Source organism: Citrobacter sp. CRE-46 (genome assembly GCF_059615875.1).
The window spans coordinates 953788-978881 of sequence record NZ_CM184341.1; the positions used below are offsets into that span (position 1 = coordinate 953788).

Here is a 25094-nt window from a genome sequence, read left to right on the forward strand (position 1 = left end):
TATAAATTAATCCATACATAATTATATATGTATGAATTTGTAATGTTTAATCCTCTTTAATATCAATGAATTAAATTTAACTGAGTGGTTGCTGATAAATTTTAAAATTGAAATATCCATCACATAACGAGGTGGTGTAGCTATTTCATCCATGTTTTTGCCGTTTCCCGCCTGACGCTCCATGTAAGGGATCCCTTACTTTCAGGGACATGGTTTACTCTGTATCTGGCAGGAAAAAATGGTCTCAATAAATAATGATGCTGCTTTAGCGCCGCGCCCTGTGCGCGATACGCGACGTATGAATATGTTTGTCTCTATCTCTGCGGCTGTCGCAGGATTGTTATTCGGCCTGGATATTGGCGTGATAGCGGGCGCGTTGCCTTTCATCACCGATCATTTTGTCCTGACCAGCCGCCTGCAGGAGTGGGTGGTGAGCAGCATGATGCTGGGTGCGGCAATTGGCGCACTATTTAATGGTTGGCTGTCATTCCGCCTGGGACGTAAATACAGTCTGATGGCGGGCGCGATCCTTTTTGTCGTCGGATCTCTGGGATCGGCGTTTGCGTCCAGCGTTGAAATGCTTATTTTTGCCCGCGTGGTGCTGGGCGTTGCGGTGGGTATCGCGTCTTACACCGCGCCGCTCTATCTTTCCGAAATGGCCAGTGAGAATGTGCGCGGTAAGATGATCAGTATGTACCAGTTGATGGTTACGCTGGGTATTGTGCTGGCCTTTTTATCTGATACGGCATTTAGCTACAGCGGTAACTGGCGCGCCATGTTGGGGGTGCTGGCGCTCCCGGCAGTGTTACTGATTATCCTGGTGGTTTTCCTGCCGAACAGTCCGCGCTGGCTGGCGGAAAAAGGTCGCCACATCGAAGCCGAAGAAGTATTGCGAATGCTGCGCGATACGTCAGAAAAAGCCCGCGATGAGCTGAACGAAATCCGTGAAAGCCTGAAGCTGAAGCAGGGCGGCTGGGCGCTATTTAAAATTAACCGTAACGTGCGTCGCGCGGTTTTCCTCGGAATGTTGTTGCAGGCGATGCAGCAGTTCACCGGGATGAATATCATCATGTACTACGCGCCGCGCATTTTTAAAATGGCGGGCTTTACCACCACCGAACAGCAGATGATTGCCACGCTGGTGGTCGGCTTAACGTTCATGTTCGCCACCTTTATTGCTGTTTTCACGGTTGATAAAGCCGGACGCAAACCGGCGCTGAAAATTGGTTTCAGCGTGATGGCCATTGGGACGTTGGTACTCGGCTATTGCCTGATGCAGTTTGATAACGGCACGGCTTCCAGTGGTCTATCCTGGCTGTCAGTCGGTATGACCATGATGTGCATTGCAGGTTACGCGATGAGCGCCGCGCCGGTGGTGTGGATCCTCTGTTCGGAAATTCAGCCGCTGAAATGCCGCGATTTTGGTATTACATGCTCGACCACCACCAATTGGGTGTCGAACATGATCATTGGCGCCACGTTCCTGACGCTGCTCGACAGCATCGGCGCGGCGGGTACATTCTGGCTGTATACCGCGTTGAACGTCGCTTTTATCGGTATTACATTCTGGCTTATCCCGGAAACCAAAAACGTCACGCTGGAACACATCGAGCGCAAGCTGATGTCGGGTGAGAAGCTAAGAAATATTGGGGTGTAAGCCAAATATACGTGCCGGATGGCGGCTCTGCCTGATCCGGCCTACGAATTGAGTCTCGTCCTGGCCGGGTAAGCGCAAGCGTTACTCGGTATTTTTTTGAACACATTACCCGTGCAGAAAATCGTCGCGCATCGGAGTGAACGTATCGAGTAATGTTCCTGCTTTTAAGCAGACGCAGCCATGCATAATGTTGGGCTGTTTATACAGGGTGTCACCTGCGGAAACGACATGCTTTTCTTCCCCAATAGTAAATTCAAACTCACCGGATAAAACGTAAGTCAGCTGTTCATGCGGGTGGTTGTGCAGCGGACCAATCGCGCCCTGCTCGAAGTTCACCTCAACCGCCATCATTTTACCGTCGTGAGCAAGAATGCGACGGGTAACGCCATTGCCCAGATCTTCAAGCGTGGTCTCTTTATGAAAAATAAACATCCGACATTCCTGTAAGTTAGTGAAACGGTGTTTTATTAAATTTATATCAGCAAAGTATAAAAAGAAATGCACACCAACAGATGTGGAAAGTTGATCACATCTTTGGTTCACTGAAGAGATAACAACAAATGAGGGGAAGCGATGAAAACGATCGGTCTGTTAGGCGGTATGAGCTGGGAATCCACCATTCCTTATTATCGACTCATTAATGAAGGGGTAAAACAGCGTCTGGGTGGCCTGCATTCGGCACAGATTCTGTTGCACAGCGTAGATTTTCATGAGATTGAAGCCTGTCAGTCCAGCGGCGACTGGCAGCGGGCCGGGCAGATCCTCGCGCAGGCCGCCAGAGGGCTACAGGAGGCGGGAGCTGAGGGCATCATGTTGTGTACCAACACGATGCACAAGGTTGCTGAGGCGATTGCAACCGCCTGTGATGTACCGTTCCTGCATATTGCTGATGCCACTGGTCGCGCCATACAAAAGCAGCAGATGAGCAACGTGGCGCTGCTGGGTACGCGCTACACCATGGAGCAGGATTTTTACCGTGGGCGCTTACAGGCTGAATTTGGCATTAGTACGCTTATCCCTGACGCTAACGACCGGCAAAAAATAAACCAGATTATTTTCGATGAGCTGTGCCTCGGCGAATTCAATGAAACGTCCCGCGATTATTACCTCAGTGTGATTGCTCAACTGGCTAAACAGGGCGCGCAAGGGGTAATTTTTGGCTGTACCGAGATTGGTCTGCTGGTGCCAGCCGAGCTAAGCCCACTACCGGTTTTCGACACTGCGGCTATCCATGCGCAAGATGCGGTGGAGTTTATGCTTTCGTCTGTGGATGCAAAATAGCGTTCAGCGGATCGATTAGCTTCGGCAGATGGGCTTGCAGATGCGCGGTGAAAGCATCTACCAGCGCCGAGGCGGGGCGATGAAGCGGGTGAATCAGGCTGACCGTAAACGGTACCGAAATACTGAAACGGCGGATAACGATCCCGCTGCTGGCGTAATCCAGCGCCGTTAAGGGATTGACCACCGAGATCCCCACACCCGCCCGCACCATTGCACAAATTGAAGCAGCGCTATGGGTTTCTATTACCATGCGGCGTTTCACTTGGTGCTCATTAAACAGGGTATCCAGAAGCTGACGGTAGCTGTCGGTCCGCGACAGGCTGATGTAGTTTTCGCCCTGAAAATCCTGCGGTGTGAGCACGGATTTCTCGGCCAGCGGATGTCCCTGTGGCAGCACGCATACTTCATCCAGCGCCAGCAATTCTGTACGTTTAGTGCCGGCGGGAGTATGCAGAGTTTCTGTGATCCCCAGATCGTGGCGTTGCGCCGACAGCCACTCTTCCAGCAATGGTGACTCCTGCGGCACTATCTGAATATTGACCTGCGGGTAGCGTGTGAGGAATGGCTCCAGCAGCGGCGGTAAAAAAGACTGCGAGAACACCGGCAGGCAGACAATCGATAATTCGCCCTGACGAAATTCGCGCAGACTTTCGGCGGCGCTCACAATCCTGTCCAGACCATACCAGGAACGTTGTACCTCTTCAAACAGACGTAACCCTTGCACGGTCGGATGCAGCCTGCCACGCGAACGTTCGAACAGCGTTAATCCCAGCACTTTCTCGAATCGGGCCAGTTCCCGACTGACGGTCGGCTGCGAGGTATGTAGCATCCGCGCGGCTTCCGTCAGATTGCCTGCGGTCATGATGGCGTGAAAAATTTCAATATGGCGCAGGTTAACGGCGGGCATGGCGAATCCTCGAATGATGTAATCCATATCATTTTTGCATAGACTCACGATAAAACGATATTTTTTATTCTTTTCGGGCTGTGGCGTAATCATAAAAAAGCCAATACCGGAGCACACCATGCCACGCCCACTCAACAGCACTGATACCGATCTCACCGCCGACAACCTGCTACGCCTGCCCGCTGAATTTGGCTGCCCGGTGTGGGTGTATGATGCGCAGATTATCCGCGCGCAGATTGCCAAACTGAGCCAGTTTGACGTGGTGCGTTTTGCCCAGAAGGCATGCTCAAATATTCATATTCTGCGCCTGATGCGCGAGCAGGGCGTGAAGGTCGATTCCGTCTCGCTGGGCGAAATTGAACGCGCGCTGGCGGCGGGTTTTGAGCCGGGAAAAGATGAGATTGTCTTTACCGCCGATATGATCGATGGCGCGACGCTCGCCCGGGTGCATGAATTGAGCATTCCGGTTAATGCCGGTTCAGTGGATATGCTGGAGCAACTGGGTCAGCTTTCGCCGGGCCATCGCGTGTGGCTACGCGTTAACCCTGGCTTTGGTCATGGACATAGTCAGAAAACCAACACCGGCGGCGAGAACAGCAAACACGGTATCTGGTACAGCGATCTACCGGCGGCGCTGGAAGTGATCCAGCGCTATCAGTTGAAGCTGGTGGGCATTCATATGCATATCGGATCCGGCGTCGACTACGGCCATCTGGAACAGGTATGCGGCGCGATGGTGCGTCAGGTTGTCGAGTTTGGTCAGGATCTGGAGGCGATCTCCGCGGGCGGCGGGCTGTCGATCCCATACCGTGAGGGCGAAGAGGCCATCAACACCGATCATTATTTTGGGTTATGGAACGCCGCGCGCGATCAAATTGCGCGTCATTTGGGTCACGCTGTTAAATTGGAGATCGAACCGGGCCGTTTTCTGGTGGCGGAATCCGGCGTGCTGGTGGCGCAGGTGCGCAGCGTAAAAGCGATGGGCAGCCGTCACTTTGTGCTGATTGACGCAGGCTTCAACGATTTGATGCGCCCGGCGATGTACGGTAGCTATCACCATATCTCTGCACTGGCGGGGGATGGCCGTTCTCTGGACCAAGCCGCGCAAATAGAAACCGTAGTAGCCGGGCCGCTGTGTGAGTCCGGCGACGTCTTTACCCAGCAGGAAGGCGGAAATGTTGAAACCCGTCTGCTGCCAGCGGTGGTGCCGGGGGATTATCTGGTGCTGCATGATACCGGGGCGTACGGCGCGTCAATGTCGTCAAACTACAATAGCCGCCCGCTGCTGCCGGAGGTGTTGTTTGATAACGGCGTGGCGCGACTGATTCGTCGTCGTCAGACTATTGATGAGCTACTGGCGCTGGAATTAATCTGAATACAGCGTTGTGAAAAGCCGGATGGCGCTACGCTTATCCGGCCTACGAAACTCTCTGTGGGGTTGTAGGCCGGATAAGGTGCTTGCGCCACCATCCGGCACTATTTGTAATATGGCCCCGTTGTCACCGATTCCCGCAACACCAGTTTGCCAGTAAACGGTGGGATCGGCTCTACGCTCTCACCGTTGGCCAGACGGATAGCCTGGTCAATTGCCGTTGTTATCATGGCGTCAATCGGCAGATAGACGGTAGAGAGTCCCGGCTCCAGCCATTTAGCGCTGGGCGCATCGTCAAAACCAAACAGCGAGACGTCCGTCGGGATCTTCAGGCCAGCCTGATGCAACGCTTTTGATGCACCTAATGCCATGTCATCGTTACAGGCGAACAGGGCGCTGAATGTCACCCCTTCCTCCAGCAGCTCACGACAGGCTTCATAGCCACGCGTCATCGTTGAATCGCCGTATTTAACCTTGCCGGGATCCCAGGGAATACCGTTTTTTTCCAGCGCTTTACGATATCCCATCAAACGTGATTTACCGGTAGGGGTATGGCCCGGCACGGTGATGCAGGCAATATCGCTATGCCCCTGGGAGATCAGATAATTGACCGCCTGGAACGCGGCTTCTTCCTGTTCAAAGAAAATCGCGCGATCGCGGGCCTGACTGACATCACGGTTAATGACCAGCAACGGCATAGCAATGCTGTTCATCAGTGACATAATCGCCTGCTCACTCATATAACGGGTATAGAGAATAATGGCATCACACTGCCTGTCGGCCAGCATTTGCACGGCTTCTTGTTCACGCTCCGGCGTGTCGTGACCGTCGGTGACGATCAACTGCTTACCGTGAGATTCCGTCTGGCGCGAAGCCTGTTGCAGCAGGCGGCCAAAGTAGAATCCATCAAACGTGGAAACCACCAGGCCAATGCTATTGCTGGTACGGTTCGCTAAAGAACGCGCTAAAAAATTGGGTCGATAATCAAGTGCCTGCATGGCCTTAAACACTTTCTGGCGCGTGCTCTCTTTTACCTGACCCGTACCATTCAGCACGCGCGAAACGGTCGCTTTTGAGACGCCAGCGTGTCGTGAAACGTCCAACATCGTGGTCATGACGCTATCCTGGTTAATCGTTTGACGAAGAATTGCCCGGCTCTGTCAGCGTCGAAACGGAATGGCGGCGCACCAGAGTTGGGTTAAATACGTGGGTGATTTCAGGCGCAGGTCGCTTCTCCGCCAGCGCCAGCGCCAGTTCAGCGGCCTGGGTCGCCATCGTCACTATCGGATAGCGTACCGTGGTCAAACGTGGACGCACATAGCGGGAAACCAGCACATCATCGAAGCCGATCAGGGAAATTTCGCCTGGTACATCAATGCCGTTATCATTTAACACGCCCATCGCGCCAGCCGCCATTGAGTCGTTATAGCAGGCTACAGCCGTGAAGTTTTTACCACGGCCAAGCAACTCGGTCATGGCCTGCTCACCGCCACTCTCATCCGGCTCGCCAAAGGTCACCAGCCGATCGTTAATCGGTATATTGCTCTCCGTCAGCGCATCGTAATAGCCTTGCAGGCGATCCTCCGCATCTGAAATGGTGTGATTGGAGCACAGATAACCGATACGGGTATGGCCCTGCTGAATAAGGTGTCGGGTAGCCAACCACGCGCCGAAGCGGTCATCGAGGGCAACGCAGCGTTGTTCGAATCCTGGCAGAATTCGGTTGATCAATACCATGCCGGGGATTTGCTTCATTAATGAAGCCAGATCTGCATCCGGGATGATTTTGGCGTGGACAACAAGCGCAGCGCAGCGGTGGCGAATAAGCTGTTCAATTGCCTGACGTTCCTTCTGTTCATTATGGTAGCCGTTGCCGATCAGTAAAAAATTACCGGTGTTATAGGCCACCTGCTCGACAGCTTTAACCATTGCCCCAAAAAATGGATCTGACACATCACCAACCACCAGTCCGACGGTTTCGGTAGATTGTTGCGCCAGCGCACGCGCGTTGGCGTTGGGGTGGTAGCTGAGTGATTCCATTGCACTCGTTACGGCCAGACGCGATGCTTCGCTGGCTTTGGGGGAATCATTAATCACTCGAGAAACGGTGGCGACTGATACACCAGCTAGTCGGGCTACATCCTTTATGGTCGCCATGATAGTACCTGTTGTGGGTAAACGCTTACATTGTGTCAGTGTTACGGAAAACGGCTGGCTGTTCAAGCAGATTGCCTGTCAGGACGTCGCAAATGTGAGCGCGCGCGAGCGAAGTAAGACAGAAAATAGAAAACACTAATTTTTACTTACACTTTGCGATGTGCTGTTGCGATTGTTTGCTGGTGAGGGCACTGAGCAGATTGCTAAAGTTGGGATCCCAGAGGTATTGATAGGTGAAATCAACTTTCGGGTTGATCACTAGATTTACACCAGCCTGCGCAGATGCGCAGGTTTTTTTTTGTCTTCGGCCTATCTGTAACAGTAACCGATAATTTACACAACTCGTTGCATTTGGGTTCATTCCTTTGCGTTTTCGCACTGGCGTATCTGGCTGCTGACGACCACAATCAAGATCCCAGAGGTATTGATTGGTGAGATTATTCGGTACGCACTTCGTACCTGTCTCTTGCACCGACCTGCGCGGATGCGCAGGTTTTTTTTCGGATTGTATTCACCAGTTACCTGTCGCGCCCATTCCCCAACTCGTATACTCTCTCACCATTAATGTTTATGTAATTAATGGCACAGGGAGTTGAGATGCTATTTGGCTTTTTTCGTAATCTGTTTCGCGTGCTTTTCCGCGTTCGCGTCACGGGCGATATCAGCGCGCTACAGGGAGAACGCGTTCTAATTACTCCCAACCATGTCTCATTTATCGACGGCATCCTGCTGGCGCTTTTTTTACCGATCCGCCCCGTTTTTGCTGTTTACACCTCTATTAGTCAGCAATGGTATATGCGCTGGCTGACCCCGCTGATTGATTTCGTGCCGTTAGACCCGACCAAACCGATGTCGATTAAACATCTGGTTCGCCTGGTCGAGCAGGGGCGTCCGGTGGTTATTTTCCCGGAAGGGCGTATTTCGACCACCGGTTCATTGATGAAAATCTATGACGGCGCCGGGTTTGTCGCGGCAAAGTCAGGGGCCACGGTGGTTCCTGTGCGTATCGAAGGCGCGGAGCTGTCACGCTTTAGTCGCCTGAAAGGTCTGGTTAAACAGCGATTCTTCCCGCGTATTCGCTTGCACATCCTGCCGCCGACCCATATGCCGATGCCGGAAGCGCCGCGTGCTCGCGATCGCCGCAAAATCGCGGGTGAAATGCTGCATCAAATTATGATGGAAGCGCGCATGGCGGTACGTCCGCGTGAAACGCTTTATGAGTCTCTGCTGGCGGCGAAATATCGCTATGGCGCAGGCAAAAACTGCATTGAAGATGTTAACTTTACGCCGGACAGCTACCGTAAACTGCTGACTAAGACGCTGTTTGTGGCCCGTATTCTGGAAAAATATACCTCTGAGGGTGAAAAAATTGGCCTGATGCTGCCAAATGCGGGGATCAGCGCGGCGGTCATTTTTGGCGCTATTGCGCGTCGACGTATTCCGGCGATGATGAACTATACAGCAGGTGTAAAAGGGCTAACCAGCGCCATTACTGCATCAGAAATCAAAACTATCTTCACTTCCCGACAGTTTCTCGATAAAGGCAAACTTTGGCATTTACCGGAGCAGCTCACCCAGGTGCGCTGGGTTTACCTGGAAGACCTGAAAGCCGATGTGACGTTTAGCGATAAGCTGTGGATTTTCTCACACCTGCTGGCGCCGCATCTGGCGCAGGTGAAACAGCAGCCGGAAGAGGCCGCGGTAATCCTCTTTACCTCTGGCTCGGAAGGTCATCCGAAAGGTGTGGTACACAGCCACAAGAGCATTCTGGCGAACGTCGAGCAGATTAAAACCATCGCCGATTTCACCGCCGACGACCGCTTTATGTCTGCGTTGCCGCTATTTCACTCCTTTGGTCTGACGGTGGGATTATTCACGCCGCTGCTGACCGGCGCAGAAGTGTTTCTTTATCCCAGCCCGCTGCATTACCGCATTGTGCCGGAGCTGGTCTACGACCGGAACTGCACCGTACTGTTTGGTACGTCAACGTTCCTTGGCAACTACGCGCGTTTCGCGCATCCCTATGATTTTCACCGTCTGCGCTATGTGGTGGCGGGAGCGGAAAAACTGCAAGACACCACAAAACAGCTGTGGCAGGAGAAATTTGGTCTGCGCGTCCTTGAAGGCTATGGCGTGACGGAATGTGCGCCAGTGGTGTCGATCAACGTGCCGATGGCGGCGAAATCAGGAACGGTAGGGCGCATCTTGCCCGGTATGGATGCCCGATTGTTAGCTGTTCCAGGCATTGAGGACGGAGGGCGTTTACAGCTAAAAGGCCCTAATATTATGAGCGGCTATTTGCGCGTCGAAAAACCCGGCGTGCTGGAAGTGCCGACGGCAGAAAATGCGCAGGGCGAGATTGAGCACGGCTGGTATGACACCGGAGACATCGTGCGCTTTGATGAAAACGGCTTTGTGCAGATCCAGGGACGCGCCAAGCGTTTTGCTAAAATTGCCGGAGAGATGGTCTCGTTGGAAATGGTTGAGCAACTGGCGCTGGCGGTATCTGCGGATAAAATGCACGCCACGGCGATCAAAAGCGATGCCAGCAAAGGCGAGGCGCTGGTGCTGTTCACCACCGACAGTGAACTGACGCGCGAAAAACTGCAGCAGTATGCGCGAGCGCACGGCGTGCCTGAACTTGCCGTGCCGCGGGATATTCGCCACCTGAAACAACTCCCATTACTCGGCAGCGGTAAGCCGGATTTTGTCACGCTGAAAAGCTGGGTCGATGAGCCGGAAAAACAACATGAGTGAGTCAGTGCACACTAACACTTCTATCTGGTCCAAAGGGATGATGTCCGTTATCGCCGCGCAGTTCCTGTCGGCGTTTGGCGATAACGCCTTACTGTTCGCCACGCTGGCTTTGCTTAAGGAACAATTTTATCCGGACTGGAGTCAGCCAATCCTGCAAATGGTGTTTGTGGGCGCTTACATCCTGTTTGCGCCCTTTGTCGGGCAGGTGGCAGACAGCTTTGCCAAAGGCCGGGTGATGATGTTCGCTAACGGCATGAAACTGCTGGGCGCGGCGAGTATTTGCTTCGGCGTTAATCCGTTTCTCGGCTATACGCTGGTGGGGATCGGCGCGGCGGCGTATTCACCAGCCAAGTATGGCATTCTCGGTGAACTGACCACTGGCGACAAACTGGTGAAAGCTAACGGCCTGATGGAAGCCTCCACCATTGCCGCGATTTTACTCGGTTCTGTGGCGGGGGGCGTGCTGGCCGACTGGCACGTGATTGCTGCGCTTTCTGCCTGTGCGCTGGCCTATGCGGGCGCCGTGGTGGCTAACCTGTTTATCCCGAAGCTGGCCGCGGCTCGCCCTGGCCAGTCCTGGCATTTGGGGAAAATGACCCGCAGTTTTTTCTGTGCGGCCATTTCGCTGTGGCGTAACGGTGAAACGCGTTTCTCATTGGTGGGAACCAGCCTCTTTTGGGGCGCTGGCGTCACGCTGCGTTTTCTGCTGGTGCTGTGGGTGCCGGTGGCGCTGGGCATCACCGATAACGCCACACCTACTTACCTGAATGCCATGGTGGCGATTGGGATTGTGGTCGGCGCGGGTGCGGCGGCGAAGCTGGTGACGCTGGAAACCGTGTCGCGCTGTATGCCTGCGGGGATCCTGATTGGCGTCGTGGTGCTGATCTTCTCGCTGCAACATGCGCTGCTTCCGGCCTACGCGTTGCTGATGCTTATCGGCGTGTCAGGCGGGTTCTTTGTGGTGCCGCTGAATGCGTTGTTACAGGAGCGGGGCAAGAAAAGTGTCGGTGCGGGTAATGCGATTGCGGTGCAAAACCTGGGTGAAAACAGCGCGATGCTGCTGATGTTGGGTATTTACTCGCTGGCGGTGCTGGTGGGGATCCCGGCGGTAGCGATTGGTATAGGGTTTGGCGCGTTGTTCGCATTGGCGATTGCGGCGCTATGGATTTGGCAGCGCCGCCATTAGTCTGTGACGTGTAGTTGCCTTATCGGGCCTACAGGGAATGCTTTCTGTAGGCCTGATAAGCGTAGCGCCATCAGGCACTAACCGTCATGGTGCAGGATAGGTATACACCTGATGCACCGCTTCAATCTCGGCCAGAACTTCTTCGCTCAACGCCAGATGCAGGCTTTCAACGTTGGTTTTTAACTGCTCCATCGTCGTTGCTCCCAGCAGGGTGCTGGCGACAAACGGCTGACGACGCACGAATGCCAGCGCCATTTGCGCAGGATCCAGATTATGGCGTTTCGCGATATCCACATAGGCTGCAACGGCCTTTTGCGTTTGCTCACCGCTGTAGCGTGTGAAACGGCTAAACAACGTATTACGTGCGCCGGCAGGCTTCGCGCCGTTCAGATACTTACCGGTTAGCGTACCGAAGCCCAGGCAAGAATAGGCCAGTAGTTCAACCCCTTCGTACTGGCTGACTTCTGCCAGTCCAACTTCATAGCTACGGTTCAGCAGGCTGTAGGGATTCTGGATAGTGGCGATGCGCGGCAGATCGTGTTTGTCCGCCAGATGCAGATAACGCATCACGCCAAACGCGGTTTCATTGGAAACGCCGATGTAGCGAATTTTTCCCGCGCGCTGAAACTCAGCCAGCGCGTCCAGCGTATCCAGCAGGGAGACGACCGGCGCGGAGTCCGTCCAGCTGTAGCCTAACTTACCAAAGCAGTTGGTGGGGCGCTGCGGCCAGTGAACCTGATACAGATCCAGGTAATCGGTTTGCAGTCTTTTCAGACTGTCGTGCAGCGCTTCACGGATATTTTTACGGTCCAGCGCCTGATTTGGTCGAATGCCGCTGTCGTTGTTACGTGATGGCCCACTGACCTTCGACGCCACGATTAGCTTTTCGCGGCTACCGTGTTTGGCTAGCCAGTTGCCCACGTAAGTTTCGGTGAGCCCCTGGGTTTCAGGACGCGGCGGTACCGGATACATCTCGGCAACGTCGATCAAATTTATGCCTTGTGCCACGGCATAATCGAGCTGTGCATGGGCGTCGGCTTCGCTGTTTTGTTCACCAAACGTCATTGTGCCCAGCCCCAGTGTACTGACTTCCAGCGAGCTGTGGGGTATACGGTGATATTGCATAGCCGTTTCCTTTTTATAATCACAACATAAGGATTATAAAAATGGCTGAGGGAAGAGAAAAAGGGAAGTAAAATTGTTAAGGCCAGCGCGCTGCTGACCTCAACCATCAGCGTTCAATGATTTGAGATACATCGTCGCGGTTGATCTGCATCGCATTGCCTTGCTGATCGTGGTAGCTCACCAGACCGGTATCGTCGTCAATCTCTGGTTTTCCGTCGGTCAGGATCATTCGGCCATCTTTTGTCGCCATTACATAATCGCTGCTGCACCCAGAAACTACAAAAGCCAGTCCTACGGCGGAAATCAAAACTGCCCATTTTTTCATCTGCTTATCCTCTCATGGCCTGCGTCTGACAATAGTTTAGTAATAACGCGAAGTTATGCATGACGAAAGCAGTAAAATCTTAAACTGTGAGAAGAGGTAGGTCCGGCGCGGTATTCGCTCCCCTTGCGGGGAGCGACAGATTTCATCAGAGCGGATTTTTTTTATTACGCCACAGGTTCAGTGTCTCTACCGCGATAGAGAAGAACATGGCGAAATAGATGTATCCTTTCGGAACGTGGACGTCGAAACTTTCCAGAATTAGCGTAAAACCGACCAGAATCAGGAAAGAGAGCGCCAGCATTTTCACTGAAGGGTGACGATCGACAAACTCACCAATTGGGCGAGCAGCAAACATCATCACGCCCACGGCAATCACCACCGCCGCCATCATGATAAACAGATGGTCAGACAAGCCTACCGCTGTAATTACGGAATCCAGACTGAAGATAATGTCTAACAACATGATCTGCACAATCGCGCCCAGGAATGAAGAGACACGGGTTTTCAGTCCCTCTTCCTCACCTTCAATGGATTCGTGGATCTCTTTACTGGCTTTCCAGATCAGGAACAACCCGCCGAGCAGAAGGATCAGGTCGCGCGCCGAAATCGCCTCGCCAAATACCTCGAACAACGGGTTTGTCAGCCGTGTTACCCAGGCGATAGAGGCCAGCAGCGCCAGACGCATAATCATTGCTGCCGCCAGCCCAATACGTCGGGCATGATTGCGTTGCGCTGTCGGAAGTTTGGCTACAACCAGAGAGAGGAAAATAATATTGTCGATCCCAAGAACGATCTCCAGCAGCGTCAGCGTACCGAGCGCAAGCCAGGCGTTAGGATCGGTTATCCATGCAAATAACATCGAGCAAAGTCCTGCCAAAAAAAAGAAGCGGTAATTATAGGCCCGTAACGCGGCGGGTGAAAGGCCGGACGGTGCCTATTGCGGCTGGAATAAGAAATGCCGCTCAAGCAATGCGCGCGTGAAGTTCTTTTTCAGATAAAACCCGCGCGGCAGGGTCAGGATGGGTTCGCCATGGGCGCCAATCGCTTCGGTAAGCGCTCGGGCATTGGCGGCTTTGGGACGCAGTTGTAACACTTCCCCATGGCGAGCGGTGATGCGTTCGACGTGGCCTAGCACAATCATGTCCATTAGTTCTTCCCAGTCCAACCGTAATTGCTGGTCTTCTTCGTCGTTCGGGCTCCAGAGCAAGGGCGAGCCGACGCGACGTTCAGCCAGTGGAATGCTGCGTTCACACTCTACCGGGATCCACAGTACGCGTTTAAGTTTGTGCCGCACATGGCTGGTTTCCCAGGTGACGCCTGTATTGCCAGTTAACGGCGCTACGCATACGAAGGTGGTTTCCAGCGGTCTGCCAAGACTGTCCACAGGGATCGTTTTCAGCTCTACGCCCAGCGCCGCAAAATCCTGCTCCGGCTTGCTGCCTGCGCTGGCGCCCAGCCAAATCTCCAGCAGGACGCCAATCCAGCCTTTATCACGCTTGAGATCCCTTGGGGTGACGAGTCCCGCCATGGTCGCCAATTCTCCCAACGAGTAGCCCGCAAGCTGCCGCGCCTGAGTCAGCAATTGGGCTTCAGAGTCAGGCGGAGAAAGTAACGGATGGAGTTCTGGCATCGGGTCAACCCTTAGGTGAAAAAATGAGCAATGATTTTATACCGTGTGGACAGAGTTTATCTTTTTCCACATGCTTTATTCAATTATATGATTTATATTGGTTTTTATATTCACGCGCGCGGAGTTGCGCAACAGCAATGTAGGTTTTCCAATTCTGGTCACTGACAATGAACAGGATCTTACACCATGTTATCCACAGAAAGATGGGATAACTGTGAAAAACCCCCACTACTGTTTCAATTTACAGCCTTGACGTGCGACGAAAATCGAATTTTTACACAAATTGTGCCTAACTTATTGGCATAATCTGTGGATAAAACCAACGCTGGTCGATCTTTCATCAGCGTGAAGATCGTGTGCGTGACACACATCACATTTATGTGTTTGCGTTGGTATCGATCGTTTTTAACTTAATGAATATATAAGACTATTTTTTATATGTGACGAATGTCTTATTCGGACTGTTCTGGGTTTTCCCATAGTAATTCCGTACTTCTTCACAACTATATCCACAGAAAAGGTGAATAAAATCGCCCAGAATGCCCTTCTTCTGTTTATAACTCGGGGCTTCGCTGTGAGTTATTCAATTGTTATTAGAATATCGCACCCTTAACAGAGTGGTTTACCGCCTCTCAGGAGTGTGAAACAATCGTTTGTATATAAGGTTTATGTTGGGGTAGTCCGGTGATTGATGACGATGGCTACCGCCCGAATGTAGGGATAGTAATTTGTAACCGCCAGGGGCAGGTCATGTGGGCCCGGCGATTTGGTCAGCACTCCTGGCAATTCCCACAAGGTGGGATAAACGCAGGAGAGACGGCAGAGCAGGCGATGTACCGGGAACTCTTTGAAGAAGTGGGTCTCAGCCGTAAAGATGTACGGATCCTTGCTTCTACTCGTAACTGGTTGCGTTACAAGTTACCGAAACGTTTGGTGCGTTGGGACACAAAGCCGGTTTGTATCGGCCAGAAACAAAAATGGTTTCTTCTGCAATTAGTCAGCAGCGATGCTGAAATTAATATGCAAACCAGCAGTACACCTGAGTTCGACGGCTGGCGCTGGGTGAGTTACTGGTATCCGGTTCGACAGGTGGTGTCATTTAAACGCGATGTCTATCGCAGGGTGATGAAAGAATTCGCAAGTGTTGTCATGGCGCTTCAGGAGAGCACTCCTAAACCGCAAAGCGCACCTGCGTACAGACGTAAAAGAGGTTAAGCTACGCAAATTATGCTCACCCGCCTGCGCGAAATAGTCGAAAAGGTGGCCAGTGCTCCGCGTCTTAATGAGGCGCTCAATATACTGGTTACCGACATCTGTCTTGCGATGGATACAGAGGTCTGCTCGGTCTATCTGGCCGATCACGACCGACGTTGTTATTACCTCATGGCGACACGAGGTCTGAAAAAACCACGTGGTCGCACCGTCGCACTCGCGTTTGATGAAGGTATCGTTGGCCTGGTTGGCAGGCTGGCGGAACCTATCAACCTCGCCGATGCGCAAAAACATCCCAGCTTTAAATACATTCCTTCGGTAAAAGAAGAGCGCTTTCGTGCGTTCTTAGGCGTACCGATTATTCAGCGTCGTCAGCTGTTAGGTGTGCTGGTGGTGCAGCAGCGTGAATTACGTCAGTACGACGAAAGCGAAGAGTCTTTCCTGGTGACGCTCGCCACGCAAATGGCGGCCATACTTTCCCAGTCGCAACTGAACGCACTGTTCGGCCAATACCGGCAAACGCGTATCCGTGCATTGCCTGCCGCTCCCGGCGTAGCCATTGCCGAAGGCTGGCAGGATGCAACGCTACCGCTGATGGAGCAGGTCTATCAGGCTTCAACGCTGGACCCGGTGCTTGAGCGCGAGCGGCTGACCGGCGCGCTGGAAGAGGCGGCGAACGAATTCCGCCGTTACAGCAAACGCTTTACCGCCGGGGCGCAGAAAGAAACGGCGGCGATCTTTGATCTCTACTCGCACCTGCTTTCTGATACCCGCCTGCGCCGCGAACTGTTTGCGGAAGTGGATAACGGCTCGGTGGCTGAGTGGGCCGTTAAAACGATCATCGAAAAATTTGCCGAACAGTTTGCCGCGCTGAGCGATAACTATCTCAAAGAGCGGGCCGGAGATTTACGCGCGCTGGGCCAGCGTCTGCTGTTCCATCTTGACGACTCGATCCAGGGACCGAATGCCTGGCCGGAACGTTTTGTGCTGGTGGCGGATGAGCTTTCCGCTACGACGCTGGCGGAACTTCCCCAGGACCGGTTAGTCGGCGTGGTTGTCCGGGACGGCGCAGCCAACTCTCATGCGGCGATTATGGTGCGTGCGCTGGGTATTCCTACCGTCATGGGGGCTGATATCCAGCCGTCAGTACTACACCGTCGAACGTTGGTGGTGGATGGTTATCGTGGTGAAGTGCTGGTCGATCCGGAACCGGTATTGGTCCAGGAATACCAGCGCCTTATCAGCGAAGAGATCGAGCTGAGCCGCCTGGCGGAAGATGACGTTAACCAACCGGCGCAGTTAAAAAGCGGCGAGCGCGTGAAGGTGATGCTCAATGCGGGTCTCAGCCCGGAACATGAAGAGAAGCTGGGCAGTCGGATCGATGGCATTGGTCTGTATCGCACAGAAATTCCTTTCATGCTGCAAAGCGGCTTTCCTTCGGAAGAAGAACAGGTTGCGCAGTATCAAGGGATGCTGCAAATGTTTAACGACAAGCCGGTGACTCTGCGGACGCTGGATGTCGGGGCCGATAAACAGCTGCCCTACATGCCGATCAGTGAAGAGAACCCATGCCTTGGCTGGCGTGGGATCCGCATTACGCTCGATCAACCGGAGATCTTTTTGATCCAGGTCCGGGCCATGCTGCGTGCAAACGCGGCAACCGGTAACCTGAGCATTTTACTGCCGATGGTGACCAGTATTGATGAAGTGGACGAAGCGCGACGCCTGATTGAACGCGCCGGACGCGAAGTGGAAGAGATGATCGGTTACGCAATCCCGAAACCGCGCATCGGCATCATGCTGGAAGTTCCGTCGATGGTGTTTATGTTGCCGCATCTGGCTAACCGGATAGACTTTATCTCGGTCGGAACCAACGATCTCACCCAATACATTCTGGCCGTTGATCGTAACAATACGCGGGTGGCCAGCATTTATGACAGCCTGCATCCGGGGATGTTACGTGCGCTGGCGATGATTGCGCAAGAAGCCGAAAGAAGCGGTATCGATTTGCGCTTATGCGGTGAAATGGCGGGCGATCCGATGTGCGTGGCCATTCTGATCGGCCTGGGTTTCCGTCATTTATCAATGAACGGTCGATCCGTGGCTCGCGTTAAATATCTGCTGCGCCATATCGATTTTGGCGAGGCGCAAACGCTGGCTCAGCGCAGCCTGGAAGCGCAGATGGCGGCAGAAGTACGCCATCAGGTGGCGGCCTTTATGGAGCGCCGCGGTATGGGGGGGCTGATTCGCGGGGGACTGTAGGCCTGATAAGCGTAACGTTGCCAGGCATTACGGGGGAAAGATTACCTATACAGATCTTTTACATCTTCCCGGCATCCGCTGCGATCCCCTTGTGCTATCATTCGCACCTTTGGAGCGCCTGCTTTATGCAGGCGCGCTTATCAATTGCTGTCTGACTTCAGCGAAATAACAAGAACTTGTGGTGACAGATGACCAGTAGCTATCTGCATTTTCCGGATTTCGATCCGGTCATTTTCTCAATCGGACCCGTCGCGCTTCACTGGTACGGCTTGATGTATTTGGTGGGTTTTATTTTCGCGATGTGGCTGGCGACGCGCCGTGCTAATCGTCCGGGCAGTGGCTGGACTAAAAATGAAGTAGAAAACTTACTGTATGCAGGCTTCCTCGGGGTTTTCCTCGGCGGACGTATTGGTTACGTACTGTTCTATAACTTCCCATTGTTCCTCGATAATCCGCTGTATCTGTTCCGCGTCTGGGATGGCGGTATGTCCTTCCACGGCGGGCTTATCGGCGTGATTCTGGTGATGATTATCTTCGCCAGACGCACCAAGCGTTCGTTCTTCCAGGTTTCTGATTTCATCGCTCCGCTGATCCCGTTTGGTCTGGGCGCAGGGCGTCTGGGTAATTTTATCAACGGTGAACTGTGGGGACGCGTCGACCCGAACTTCAAGTATGCCATGCTGTTCCCGGGCTCCCGTACCGAAGATATTTTACTGCTGCAAACCAACCCGCAGTGGCAGTCCATTTTTGATACCTACGGCTCGCTGCCGCGTCACGCCTCGCAGCTTTATGAGATGGCGCTGGAAGGGGTTGTACTGTTTATCATTCTGAACCTGTACATTCGCAAGCCGCGTCCTATGGGGGCGGTGTCCGGTCTGTTCCTGATTGGTTATGGCGCGTTTCGTATTATCGTTGAATTCTTCCGCCAGCCGGACGCACAGTTTACCGGCACCTGGGTGCAGTACATCAGCATGGGACAGATCCTCTCTATCCCGATGATTGTCGCAGGCATTATTATGATGGTTTGGGCGTACCGCCGTAGCCCACAGCAACACGTTTCCTGAGGAACCATGAAACAGTATTTAGAACTGATGCAAAAAGTGCTGGATGAAGGCACAAAGAAAAACGACCGTACCGGAACCGGAACGCTTTCCATTTTTGGCCATCAGATGCGTTTTAATCTGCAGGAAGGGTTCCCGCTGGTTACGACCAAACGCTGCCATTTACGCTCGATCATTCATGAGCTGCTGTGGTTTTTGCAGGGCGATACTAACGTTGCCTACCTGCATGAAAACAACGTCTCAATCTGGGATGAATGGGCGGATGAAAACGGTAATTTAGGCCCGGTTTATGGCAAACAGTGGCGCGCGTGGCCAACGCCGGACGGTCGCCATATTGACCAGATCACCACGGTGCTAAACCAGCTGAAAAATGACCCGGACTCTCGACGCATCATCGTTTCCGCATGGAACGTCGGTGAGCTGGATAAGATGGCGCTGGCGCCGTGCCATGCTTTCTTCCAGTTCTATGTGGCGGATGGCAAGCTCTCCTGCCAGCTGTATCAACGTTCGTGCGATGTGTTCCTCGGTCTGCCATTCAACATTGCCAGCTACGCCTTACTGGTACACATGATGGCGCAGCAGTGCGACCTTGAAGTGGGTGATTTTGTCTGGACCGGCGGCGACACGCACCTGTACAGCAATCATATGGATCAAACGCATCTGCAGCTTAGCCGCGAACCGCGCGCGTTGCCGAAGCTGATCATCAAACGTAAGCCTGAATCTATCTTTGATTATCGCTTCGAAGATTTCGAAATCGAAGGCTACGATCCACATCCCGGTATTAAAGCGCCAGTGGCTATCTAACCGGGCTTGATGCTGTCACAACCGACGCCTTCGCGCGTCGGTTTTTTTTGTCTGTCATTTCATTCTTCGGCGCGGGTTCCTGAAATATTGCAACGCTCTGCAACGCGTCAAATATTCCCCGTAGCTCGCCGTAGAAACCGAATTTCCCGCTCGTTATTCATTTTCCTCACGCCATACTGGCGGCATGAAAAAACAACAAGGCTACACGTTTCTCGAAACCCTGATTGCGATGCTGATTGTCGCGGCGCTTGGCGCGTCCGGGTTGTATGGCTGGCAGTACTGGCAACAGCAACAGCGCCTGTGGCAGACCGCCTGTCAGGTGCGGGACTACCTGCTGCAACTACGTGAAGATGCTAACTGGCGTAACCGCGATCACGTGATAAGCGTGATGGAGGATGGGCCATCGTGGTGTCTGGTCAGTGCTGCGGCTTTACAAGACGGGTGTAAACCAACTTCACCCCTGGTGTTTGCACCGCGCTGGGACGATGTCGAAATGGCAGAGATAACGCCTTCACTGGCCTTTTATGGGCTGCGCAATACGGCATGGGCTGGACATATTCGTCTGAAAAATGCGGCAGGCGAATGGCGCGTGGTGGTGTCAGGCTGGGGGCGGATCAGGCTTTGCGAGCGCGATGAGGCCAGGTCATGTCTGTAAACGAGCGGGGTTTTTCACTGCTGGAGGTGCTCATTGCTATGGTCATTAGCAGCATTTTACTGCTTAGCGCAGCGCGATTTTTACCCGCTCTGCAGCGAGAGATCCTGCGCAATACGCGCCAGCTAGCGCTGGAGGATGAAATATGGCAGCGGGTCTATACCGTGGCAAAACATCTTCAGCGGGCAGGGTATTGCCGGGGAAGCTGTGTCGGAGAGGGACTGGTGATATCGGCTAAGGGTGACTGTGTCATTGCCCGTTGGGATGCCAACAGTAACGGCATTTGGGAGAGCGTTCCCGCGAAAGAGTCCGATACCATCGGATTTCGTTTACAGGACAACGTCCTGGAGACCCAGCGAGGAGCAACGAGTTGTAATGGCAAAGGGTGGAAGAAAATGACCGATCCAGCCACGATAGAGATTCAGGCGTTTAAGGTTGAGCGCCTGAATATTCGCGGATTTCAACCACTCCTTACGTTGCGTTTGCGTGGAGTGAGCAACGTCGAACCGCAAAAAGTCATTGAAGCCTTTTACAGTGTGACAGGTTTCAACCTGTGAATAGTGAGCGAGGTGTTTCGTCCCTGGCGATGGTCCTGCTACTGCTGGTGCTCGGCAGCCTGTTATTGCAGGGTGTTAGCCGACAAGAAACGAGTTTTGCATCGCGTGTTACAACGGAAAGTCGGTCTTTGCAACGGCAGGCGGTAGTGCAATCCGCCATTGAATGGGGACGCATGCAGTCCTGGGGCTTACAACCGGCTTTACAGTGTCGGCGTTATTCCGGGCAGGATGTCGCGGTTTGCCTGCGACGACTTACTGAGACTTCCGTGCTGCTTATTGCGCATTATGAAGGGGTATCGTTATGGCGTCAGGGAGCGGTTATCGATGGCAATATCGAATTTTCGGCGCATGGCTGGAGCGATTTTTGTCCGTTAAAGGCGGTAGCGTTATGTCTGACTCCCTGAACAGACAACGTGGTTTTAGCCTGCCGGAAGTGATGCTGGCAATGGTGCTGATGATCATGGTTGTGACTGCGCTATCGGGATACCAGCGGGCGTTGATGAACAGTTTTATCGTCAGAAACCAGTATCAGCAACTCTGGCGTCACGCCTGGCAGCAAACCCAGCTGTATCCGTTTTCACCACCTGTGAACTGGCAGGTTAACCGAATGCAGACAACGGAAGCAGGATGTGTCAGCATCAGCGTTAAAATTTCTTCACCTCTGGGCAGGCAAGGTCAAATGACACGTCTGCATTGCCCGAACCGTCAGTAGTCAGGAGCCGCTATGTTAAGGGTCTACCACTCCAATCGTCTGGATGTGCTGGAAGCGTTAATGGAGTTTATCGTTGAGCGCGAGCGGTTGGACGATCCCTTTGAGCCGGAAATGATCCTGGTGCAAAGCACCGGTATGGCGCAGTGGCTACAGATGACCCTTGCACAGAAATTTGGTATTGCCGCCAACATCGATTTCCCGCTACCCGCGAGTTTTATCTGGGATATGTTTGTGCGCGTGCTGCCGGATATCCCGAAAGAGAGCGCGTTTAGCAAACAGAGCATGAGCTGGAAGTTAATGACTCTGCTGCCGCAATTGCTGGATAACGATGACTTCGCACTGCTGCGACACTATCTGACGGACGACACCGATAAACGTAAGCTGTTTCAACTCTCCTCTCGCGCGGCGGACCTTTTCGATCAGTATTTAGTTTATCGCCCTGACTGGTTAACGCAGTGGGAAGCGGGGCGCCAGATTGAAGGACTCGGCGAGGCTCAGGCATGGCAGGCGCCGTTGTGGAAAGCGCTGGTGGAATACACCGCAGAACTGGGCCAACCGCGCTGGCATCGCGCCAATTTATATCAGCGATTTATTCACACCCTGGAAAATGCGTCTGAATGTCCGCAGGGGCTGCCTTCTCGCGTCTTTATTTGCGGAATTTCGGCGCTACCGCCGGTTTACCTGCAGGCCTTGCAGGCGTTGGGTAAGCACATTGATATTCATCTGCTGTTTACCAACCCTTGTCGCTACTATTGGGGCGACATTAAAGATCCCGCCTGGCTGGCAAAGCTGTTGGCGCGTCAGCGTCGGCACAGTTTTGAAGAACGTCACCTGCCGCTGTTTCGTGATACTCAGAATGCGGCAGGATTGTTTAACAGTGATGGTGAGCAGGATGTAGGCAACCCGATGCTGGCCTCGTGGGGTAAGTTGGGACGTGATTATATTTATCTGCTTTCAGAACTGGAAAACAGCCAGGAGCTGGATGCGTTTGTCGATATAACCCCAGACAATCTTTTGCATAACATTCAGTCGGATATTCTCGAGTTACAAAGCCGGGCCGTGGCGGGCGTTACGCTGGACGAGTATTCCCGGAGCGACAACAAACGACTGCTTGATGTGAACGACACCAGCGTGACTTTCCATGTCTGCCATAGCCCTCAGCGTGAAGTGGAAATTCTTCATGACCGACTGCTGGCAATGCTGGAAGCAGATCCCACGCTGACGCCGCGCGACATTATCGTGATGGTGGCGGATATCGACAGCTACAGCCCGTTCATTCAGGCGGTTTTTGGCAGCGCGCCAGCCGACCGTTACTTACCCTATGCGATTTCCGACCGTCGGGCGCGTCAGTCTCATCCCGTCTTGCAGGCCTTTATCAGTCTGCTGTCGCTGCCGGATAGCCGTTTTGTCTCTGAGGATGTGCTGGCATTACTCGATGTACCCGTTCTGGCGGCACGTTTCAATATTGATGAAGATGGTCTGCGCTATCTTCGTTTGTGGGTCAATGAATCAGGTATTCGCTGGGGAATTGACGACGATAACGTGCGTGAGCTGGAACTTCCGCCAACGGGTCAGCATACCTGGCAATTTGGTTTAACGCGCATGCTGCTCGGCTATGCGATGGAAAGCGCCCAAGGCGAGTGGCAATCGGTATTGCCCTATGATGAGTCGAGCGGTTTGATTGCCGAACTGGTAGGGCATCTGGCCTCGTTGCTGATGCAGCTTAATCTCTGGCGTCGAGGATTGGCGCAGGAGCGCCCGCTGGAAGAGTGGCTGCCTGTTTGTCGGGACATGCTTAATGATTTCTTCCTGCCGGATGCGGATACCGAAGCGGCGATGACGCTGATTGAACAGCAGTGGCAGGCCATTATTACTGAAGGACTGGGGGCTGAGTATGGCGATGCCGTACCGCTTTCCTTGCTACGTGATGAGCTGGCGCAGCGTCTCGACCAGGAACGCATTAGCCAGCGCTTCCTGGCGGGGCCCGTTAACATTTGTACGCTGATGCCGATGCGCTCTATTCCTTTTAAGGTTGTATGCCTGCTGGGCATGAACGATGGCGTTTATCCGCGTCAGCTTGCGCCGCTGGGCTTTGATCTGATGAGTCAAAAACCGATGCGGGGCGATCGCAGCCGTCGCGATGATGACCGTTATCTGTTCCTCGAAGCATTAATTTCGGCGCAGCAAACGCTCTACATCAGCTACATTGGCCGCTCAATTCAGGATAACAGCGAACGCTTCCCGTCGGTATTGGTGCAGGAACTGATGGATTACATCGGGCAAAGCCACTATTTGCCGGGCGACGAATCGTTGACCTGCGATCAAAGCGAGGCCCGGGTAAAAGCGCACATTACCTGTCTGCATACCCGCATGCCTTTTGACGCACAAAACTATCAGCCCGGCGAACAGCAAAGCTACGCCCGGGAGTGGCTGCCTGCGGCGAGCCTGTCAGGAAAAGCGCACACGGATTTTGTGCAGCCTCTCCCCTTTGAAATGCCAGCCACGTTAACGCTGGAAACGCTACAGCGATTTTGGGCTCATCCGGTACGGGCCTTTTTTCAGATGCGTTTGCAGGTAAACTTTCGTTCTGAAGAAAGTGAGATCCCGGAAACAGAACCTTTTGTTCTGGAAGGATTAACTCGCTATCAGCTTAATCAGCAATTGCTTAACACGCTGGTTGAAGAGAACGATGCTGAACGACTGTTTCGCCGTTTTCGTGCGGCAGGCGTGCTGCCCTATGGGTCATTTGGCGAAATTCTGTGGGATACGCAGCGTCAGGAGATGCAGTCGCTGGCTGAACGCATTATTGCCTGCCGTCAGCCTTGCCAGAGCATGGAGATTGATCTCATCTGTAACGGTGTGCAAATCACCGGTTGGCTGCCGCAGGTGCAAGAGGACGGTTTGTTGCGCTGGCGCCCATCATTAATAAGCATTGCCCAGGGAGTGCAACTTTGGCTGGAACATCTTGTCTATTGTGCCAGTGGCGGTACGGGAGAGAGTCGGTTGTTCCTGCGCAAAGACGGGGAATGGCGTTTCCCTCCACTGGCGGCAGAACAGGCGCTGCTGTATTTGTCGCAGCTCATTGAGGGATATCGGGAAGGCATGTCGTCGCCATTGCTGGTATTACCGGAAAGCGGCGGCGCATGGATAAAAACCTGTTATGACGCTGCAAATGATGCCATGTTAGAGGACGACGATACGCTGCAAAAAGCGCGCAGTAAGTTTTTGCAGGCTTATGAAGGCAACATGATGGTTCGTGGCGAAGGCGATGATATCTGGTATCAACGCCTGTGGCGTCAACTGGATGCCGAGACGCTGGAACGCATTGTTTTACAGTCACAGCGCTATCTGTTACCGATTTTTCGCTTTAACCAGTCCCGATGATTGTATAAAAATTGCGCAATTTGATGGCTTCCACTATGATGCGCATTCTGTCA

22 protein-coding genes are annotated in these 25094 nt (G+C 53.3%); 14 read left to right on the top strand and 8 right to left on the bottom strand.

The annotated features are described in order from the left end of the window. Positions 1 to 238 precede the first annotated feature (238 nt). Positions 239 to 1657 (top strand): arabinose-proton symporter AraE, encoded by a 1419-nt coding sequence (gene araE, locus AC534G_RS04625; protein ID WP_038633360.1) that lies wholly within the window; start codon positions 239 to 241, stop codon positions 1655 to 1657. A gap of 105 nt (positions 1658 to 1762) precedes the next feature. On the opposite strand, the gene AC534G_RS04630 is transcribed toward araE, so the two are convergent. Then, positions 1763 to 2089: a cupin domain-containing protein gene (locus AC534G_RS04630; protein ID WP_038633354.1), complete on the bottom strand. Its 327-nt coding sequence runs from the start codon at positions 2087 to 2089 to the stop codon at positions 1763 to 1765. Positions 2090 to 2230: 141 nt separating this feature from the next. Here AC534G_RS04630 and AC534G_RS04635 point away from each other — a divergent pair, with 141 nt between their 5' ends. After that, on the top strand, positions 2231 to 2938 hold the full coding sequence (locus AC534G_RS04635; protein ID WP_110496951.1) for an aspartate/glutamate racemase: 708 nt from the start codon (positions 2231 to 2233) through the stop codon (positions 2936 to 2938). Here the strand turns inward: AC534G_RS04635 and AC534G_RS04640 are convergent. After that, complete coding sequence (locus tag AC534G_RS04640) at positions 2910 to 3845, bottom strand: LysR family transcriptional regulator (protein WP_110498789.1); 936 nt, start codon at positions 3843 to 3845, stop codon at positions 2910 to 2912. The genes AC534G_RS04635 and AC534G_RS04640 overlap by 29 nt on opposite strands. 118 nt (positions 3846 to 3963) lie before the next feature. Here AC534G_RS04640 and lysA point away from each other — a divergent pair, with 118 nt between their 5' ends. Further along, on the top strand, positions 3964 to 5220 hold the full coding sequence (gene lysA / locus AC534G_RS04645; RefSeq protein ID WP_110496953.1) for a diaminopimelate decarboxylase: 1257 nt from the start codon (positions 3964 to 3966) through the stop codon (positions 5218 to 5220). Positions 5221 to 5321: 101 nt separating this feature from the next. On the opposite strand, the gene AC534G_RS04650 is transcribed toward lysA, so the two are convergent. After that, the gene (locus AC534G_RS04650) at positions 5322 to 6332 is read right to left on the bottom strand and encodes a LacI family DNA-binding transcriptional regulator (protein ID WP_069324842.1); all 1011 of its coding nucleotides are present in this window, start codon (positions 6330 to 6332) and stop codon (positions 5322 to 5324) included. Between the two features lie 13 nt (positions 6333 to 6345). Beyond that, positions 6346 to 7374 (bottom strand): HTH-type transcriptional regulator GalR, encoded by a 1029-nt coding sequence (gene galR, locus AC534G_RS04655; RefSeq protein ID WP_038633343.1) that lies wholly within the window; start codon positions 7372 to 7374, stop codon positions 6346 to 6348. Positions 7375 to 7971: 597 nt separating this feature from the next. Between galR and aas the strand changes: the two genes are divergently transcribed. Together aas and lplT are read left to right on the top strand one after the other, a co-directional pair. Beyond that, entirely contained in the window at positions 7972 to 10131 is a 2160-nt protein-coding gene (gene aas, locus AC534G_RS04660; protein ID WP_087856759.1) for a bifunctional acyl-ACP--phospholipid O-acyltransferase/long-chain-fatty-acid--ACP ligase, read from the top strand. Continuing rightward, positions 10124 to 11317 carry a lysophospholipid transporter LplT gene (gene lplT, locus AC534G_RS04665; RefSeq protein ID WP_110496955.1) on the top strand — a complete coding sequence of 398 codons (1194 nt, stop codon included), beginning with the start codon at positions 10124 to 10126 and terminating at the stop codon, positions 11315 to 11317. The genes aas and lplT overlap by 8 nt, the downstream gene beginning before the upstream one ends. A gap of 84 nt (positions 11318 to 11401) precedes the next feature. On the opposite strand, the gene AC534G_RS04670 is transcribed toward lplT, so the two are convergent. The 4 genes from AC534G_RS04670 to mutH all read right to left on the bottom strand — a co-directional run bounded on the left by AC534G_RS04670 (position 11402) and on the right by mutH (position 14397). Continuing rightward, a complete protein-coding gene (locus tag AC534G_RS04670; protein ID WP_038633335.1) occupies positions 11402 to 12442 on the bottom strand; it encodes an NADP(H)-dependent aldo-keto reductase in 1041 nt (346 codons plus the stop codon). 106 nt (positions 12443 to 12548) lie between these two features. Next, a complete protein-coding gene (ygdR, locus tag AC534G_RS04675) occupies positions 12549 to 12767 on the bottom strand; it encodes a lipoprotein YgdR (RefSeq protein WP_038633333.1) in 219 nt (72 codons plus the stop codon). Positions 12768 to 12912: 145 nt separating this feature from the next. Then, the gene (locus tag AC534G_RS04680; protein ID WP_038633330.1) at positions 12913 to 13626 is read right to left on the bottom strand and encodes a TerC family protein; all 714 of its coding nucleotides are present in this window, start codon (positions 13624 to 13626) and stop codon (positions 12913 to 12915) included. Positions 13627 to 13701: 75 nt separating this feature from the next. Next, the gene (mutH, locus tag AC534G_RS04685) at positions 13702 to 14397 is read right to left on the bottom strand and encodes a DNA mismatch repair endonuclease MutH (RefSeq protein WP_496594506.1); all 696 of its coding nucleotides are present in this window, start codon (positions 14395 to 14397) and stop codon (positions 13702 to 13704) included. 684 nt (positions 14398 to 15081) lie between these two features. On the opposite strand from mutH, the gene rppH reads away from it, so the two are divergent. The 9 genes from rppH to recC all read left to right on the top strand — a co-directional run bounded on the left by rppH (position 15082) and on the right by recC (position 25041). After that, positions 15082 to 15612, top strand: a complete 531-nt coding sequence (rppH, locus tag AC534G_RS04690; protein WP_003825602.1) for an RNA pyrophosphohydrolase — start codon at positions 15082 to 15084, stop codon at positions 15610 to 15612. A gap of 12 nt (positions 15613 to 15624) precedes the next feature. Next, positions 15625 to 17871 carry a phosphoenolpyruvate--protein phosphotransferase gene (gene ptsP, locus AC534G_RS04695; protein ID WP_038633322.1) on the top strand — a complete coding sequence of 749 codons (2247 nt, stop codon included), beginning with the start codon at positions 15625 to 15627 and terminating at the stop codon, positions 17869 to 17871. Between the two features lie 188 nt (positions 17872 to 18059). Further along, entirely contained in the window at positions 18060 to 18935 is an 876-nt protein-coding gene (gene lgt / locus AC534G_RS04700) for a prolipoprotein diacylglyceryl transferase (protein ID WP_038633319.1), read from the top strand. A gap of 6 nt (positions 18936 to 18941) precedes the next feature. Beyond that, positions 18942 to 19736 carry a thymidylate synthase gene (gene thyA, locus AC534G_RS04705; RefSeq protein ID WP_038633316.1) on the top strand — a complete coding sequence of 265 codons (795 nt, stop codon included), beginning with the start codon at positions 18942 to 18944 and terminating at the stop codon, positions 19734 to 19736. A 184-nt stretch (positions 19737 to 19920) separates the two neighbouring features. Continuing rightward, on the top strand, positions 19921 to 20391 hold the full coding sequence (locus tag AC534G_RS04710) for a prepilin peptidase-dependent protein (RefSeq protein ID WP_038633313.1): 471 nt from the start codon (positions 19921 to 19923) through the stop codon (positions 20389 to 20391). Next, positions 20382 to 20945, top strand: coding sequence for a prepilin peptidase-dependent protein (locus tag AC534G_RS04715; RefSeq protein WP_110496956.1), 564 nt, complete (start codon positions 20382 to 20384; stop codon positions 20943 to 20945). Before AC534G_RS04710 ends, AC534G_RS04715 begins: the two co-directional genes overlap by 10 nt. Next, positions 20942 to 21349 carry a DUF2509 family protein gene (locus tag AC534G_RS04720; RefSeq protein WP_110496958.1) on the top strand — a complete coding sequence of 136 codons (408 nt, stop codon included), beginning with the start codon at positions 20942 to 20944 and terminating at the stop codon, positions 21347 to 21349. Before AC534G_RS04715 ends, AC534G_RS04720 begins: the two co-directional genes overlap by 4 nt. Continuing rightward, a complete protein-coding gene (locus tag AC534G_RS04725) occupies positions 21334 to 21657 on the top strand; it encodes a prepilin-type N-terminal cleavage/methylation domain-containing protein (protein WP_038633302.1) in 324 nt (107 codons plus the stop codon). Before AC534G_RS04720 ends, AC534G_RS04725 begins: the two co-directional genes overlap by 16 nt. A 12-nt stretch (positions 21658 to 21669) precedes the next feature. Beyond that, positions 21670 to 25041 (top strand): exodeoxyribonuclease V subunit gamma, encoded by a 3372-nt coding sequence (gene recC / locus AC534G_RS04730; protein WP_110496960.1) that lies wholly within the window; start codon positions 21670 to 21672, stop codon positions 25039 to 25041. Positions 25042 to 25094: the final 53 nt, after the last annotated feature.

Coding starts and splice junctions, on each gene's coding strand:
- recC (WP_110496960.1), top strand. CDS start 21,670: ATGTTAAGGGTCTACCACTCCAATCGTCTGGATGTGCTGGAAGCGTTA.
- lplT (WP_110496955.1), top strand. CDS start 10,124: ATGAGTGAGTCAGTGCACACTAACACTTCTATCTGGTCCAAAGGGATG.
- AC534G_RS04635 (WP_110496951.1), top strand. CDS start 2,231: ATGAAAACGATCGGTCTGTTAGGCGGTATGAGCTGGGAATCCACCATT.
- ygdR (WP_038633333.1), bottom strand. CDS start 12,767: ATGAAAAAATGGGCAGTTTTGATTTCCGCCGTAGGACTGGCTTTTGTA.
- aas (WP_087856759.1), top strand. CDS start 7,972: ATGCTATTTGGCTTTTTTCGTAATCTGTTTCGCGTGCTTTTCCGCGTT.
- lgt (WP_038633319.1), top strand. CDS start 18,060: ATGACCAGTAGCTATCTGCATTTTCCGGATTTCGATCCGGTCATTTTC.
- AC534G_RS04710 (WP_038633313.1), top strand. CDS start 19,921: ATGAAAAAACAACAAGGCTACACGTTTCTCGAAACCCTGATTGCGATG.
- ptsP (WP_038633322.1), top strand. CDS start 15,625: ATGCTCACCCGCCTGCGCGAAATAGTCGAAAAGGTGGCCAGTGCTCCG.
- AC534G_RS04725 (WP_038633302.1), top strand. CDS start 21,334: ATGTCTGACTCCCTGAACAGACAACGTGGTTTTAGCCTGCCGGAAGTG.
- AC534G_RS04650 (WP_069324842.1), bottom strand. CDS start 6,332: ATGACCACGATGTTGGACGTTTCACGACACGCTGGCGTCTCAAAAGCG.
- lysA (WP_110496953.1), top strand. CDS start 3,964: ATGCCACGCCCACTCAACAGCACTGATACCGATCTCACCGCCGACAAC.
- thyA (WP_038633316.1), top strand. CDS start 18,942: ATGAAACAGTATTTAGAACTGATGCAAAAAGTGCTGGATGAAGGCACA.
- AC534G_RS04640 (WP_110498789.1), bottom strand. CDS start 3,845: ATGCCCGCCGTTAACCTGCGCCATATTGAAATTTTTCACGCCATCATG.
- araE (WP_038633360.1), top strand. CDS start 239: ATGGTCTCAATAAATAATGATGCTGCTTTAGCGCCGCGCCCTGTGCGC.
- galR (WP_038633343.1), bottom strand. CDS start 7,374: ATGGCGACCATAAAGGATGTAGCCCGACTAGCTGGTGTATCAGTCGCC.
- mutH (WP_496594506.1), bottom strand. CDS start 14,397: ATGCCAGAACTCCATCCGTTACTTTCTCCGCCTGACTCTGAAGCCCAA.
- AC534G_RS04715 (WP_110496956.1), top strand. CDS start 20,382: ATGTCTGTAAACGAGCGGGGTTTTTCACTGCTGGAGGTGCTCATTGCT.
- AC534G_RS04680 (WP_038633330.1), bottom strand. CDS start 13,626: ATGTTATTTGCATGGATAACCGATCCTAACGCCTGGCTTGCGCTCGGT.
- AC534G_RS04630 (WP_038633354.1), bottom strand. CDS start 2,089: ATGTTTATTTTTCATAAAGAGACCACGCTTGAAGATCTGGGCAATGGC.
- AC534G_RS04670 (WP_038633335.1), bottom strand. CDS start 12,442: ATGCAATATCACCGTATACCCCACAGCTCGCTGGAAGTCAGTACACTG.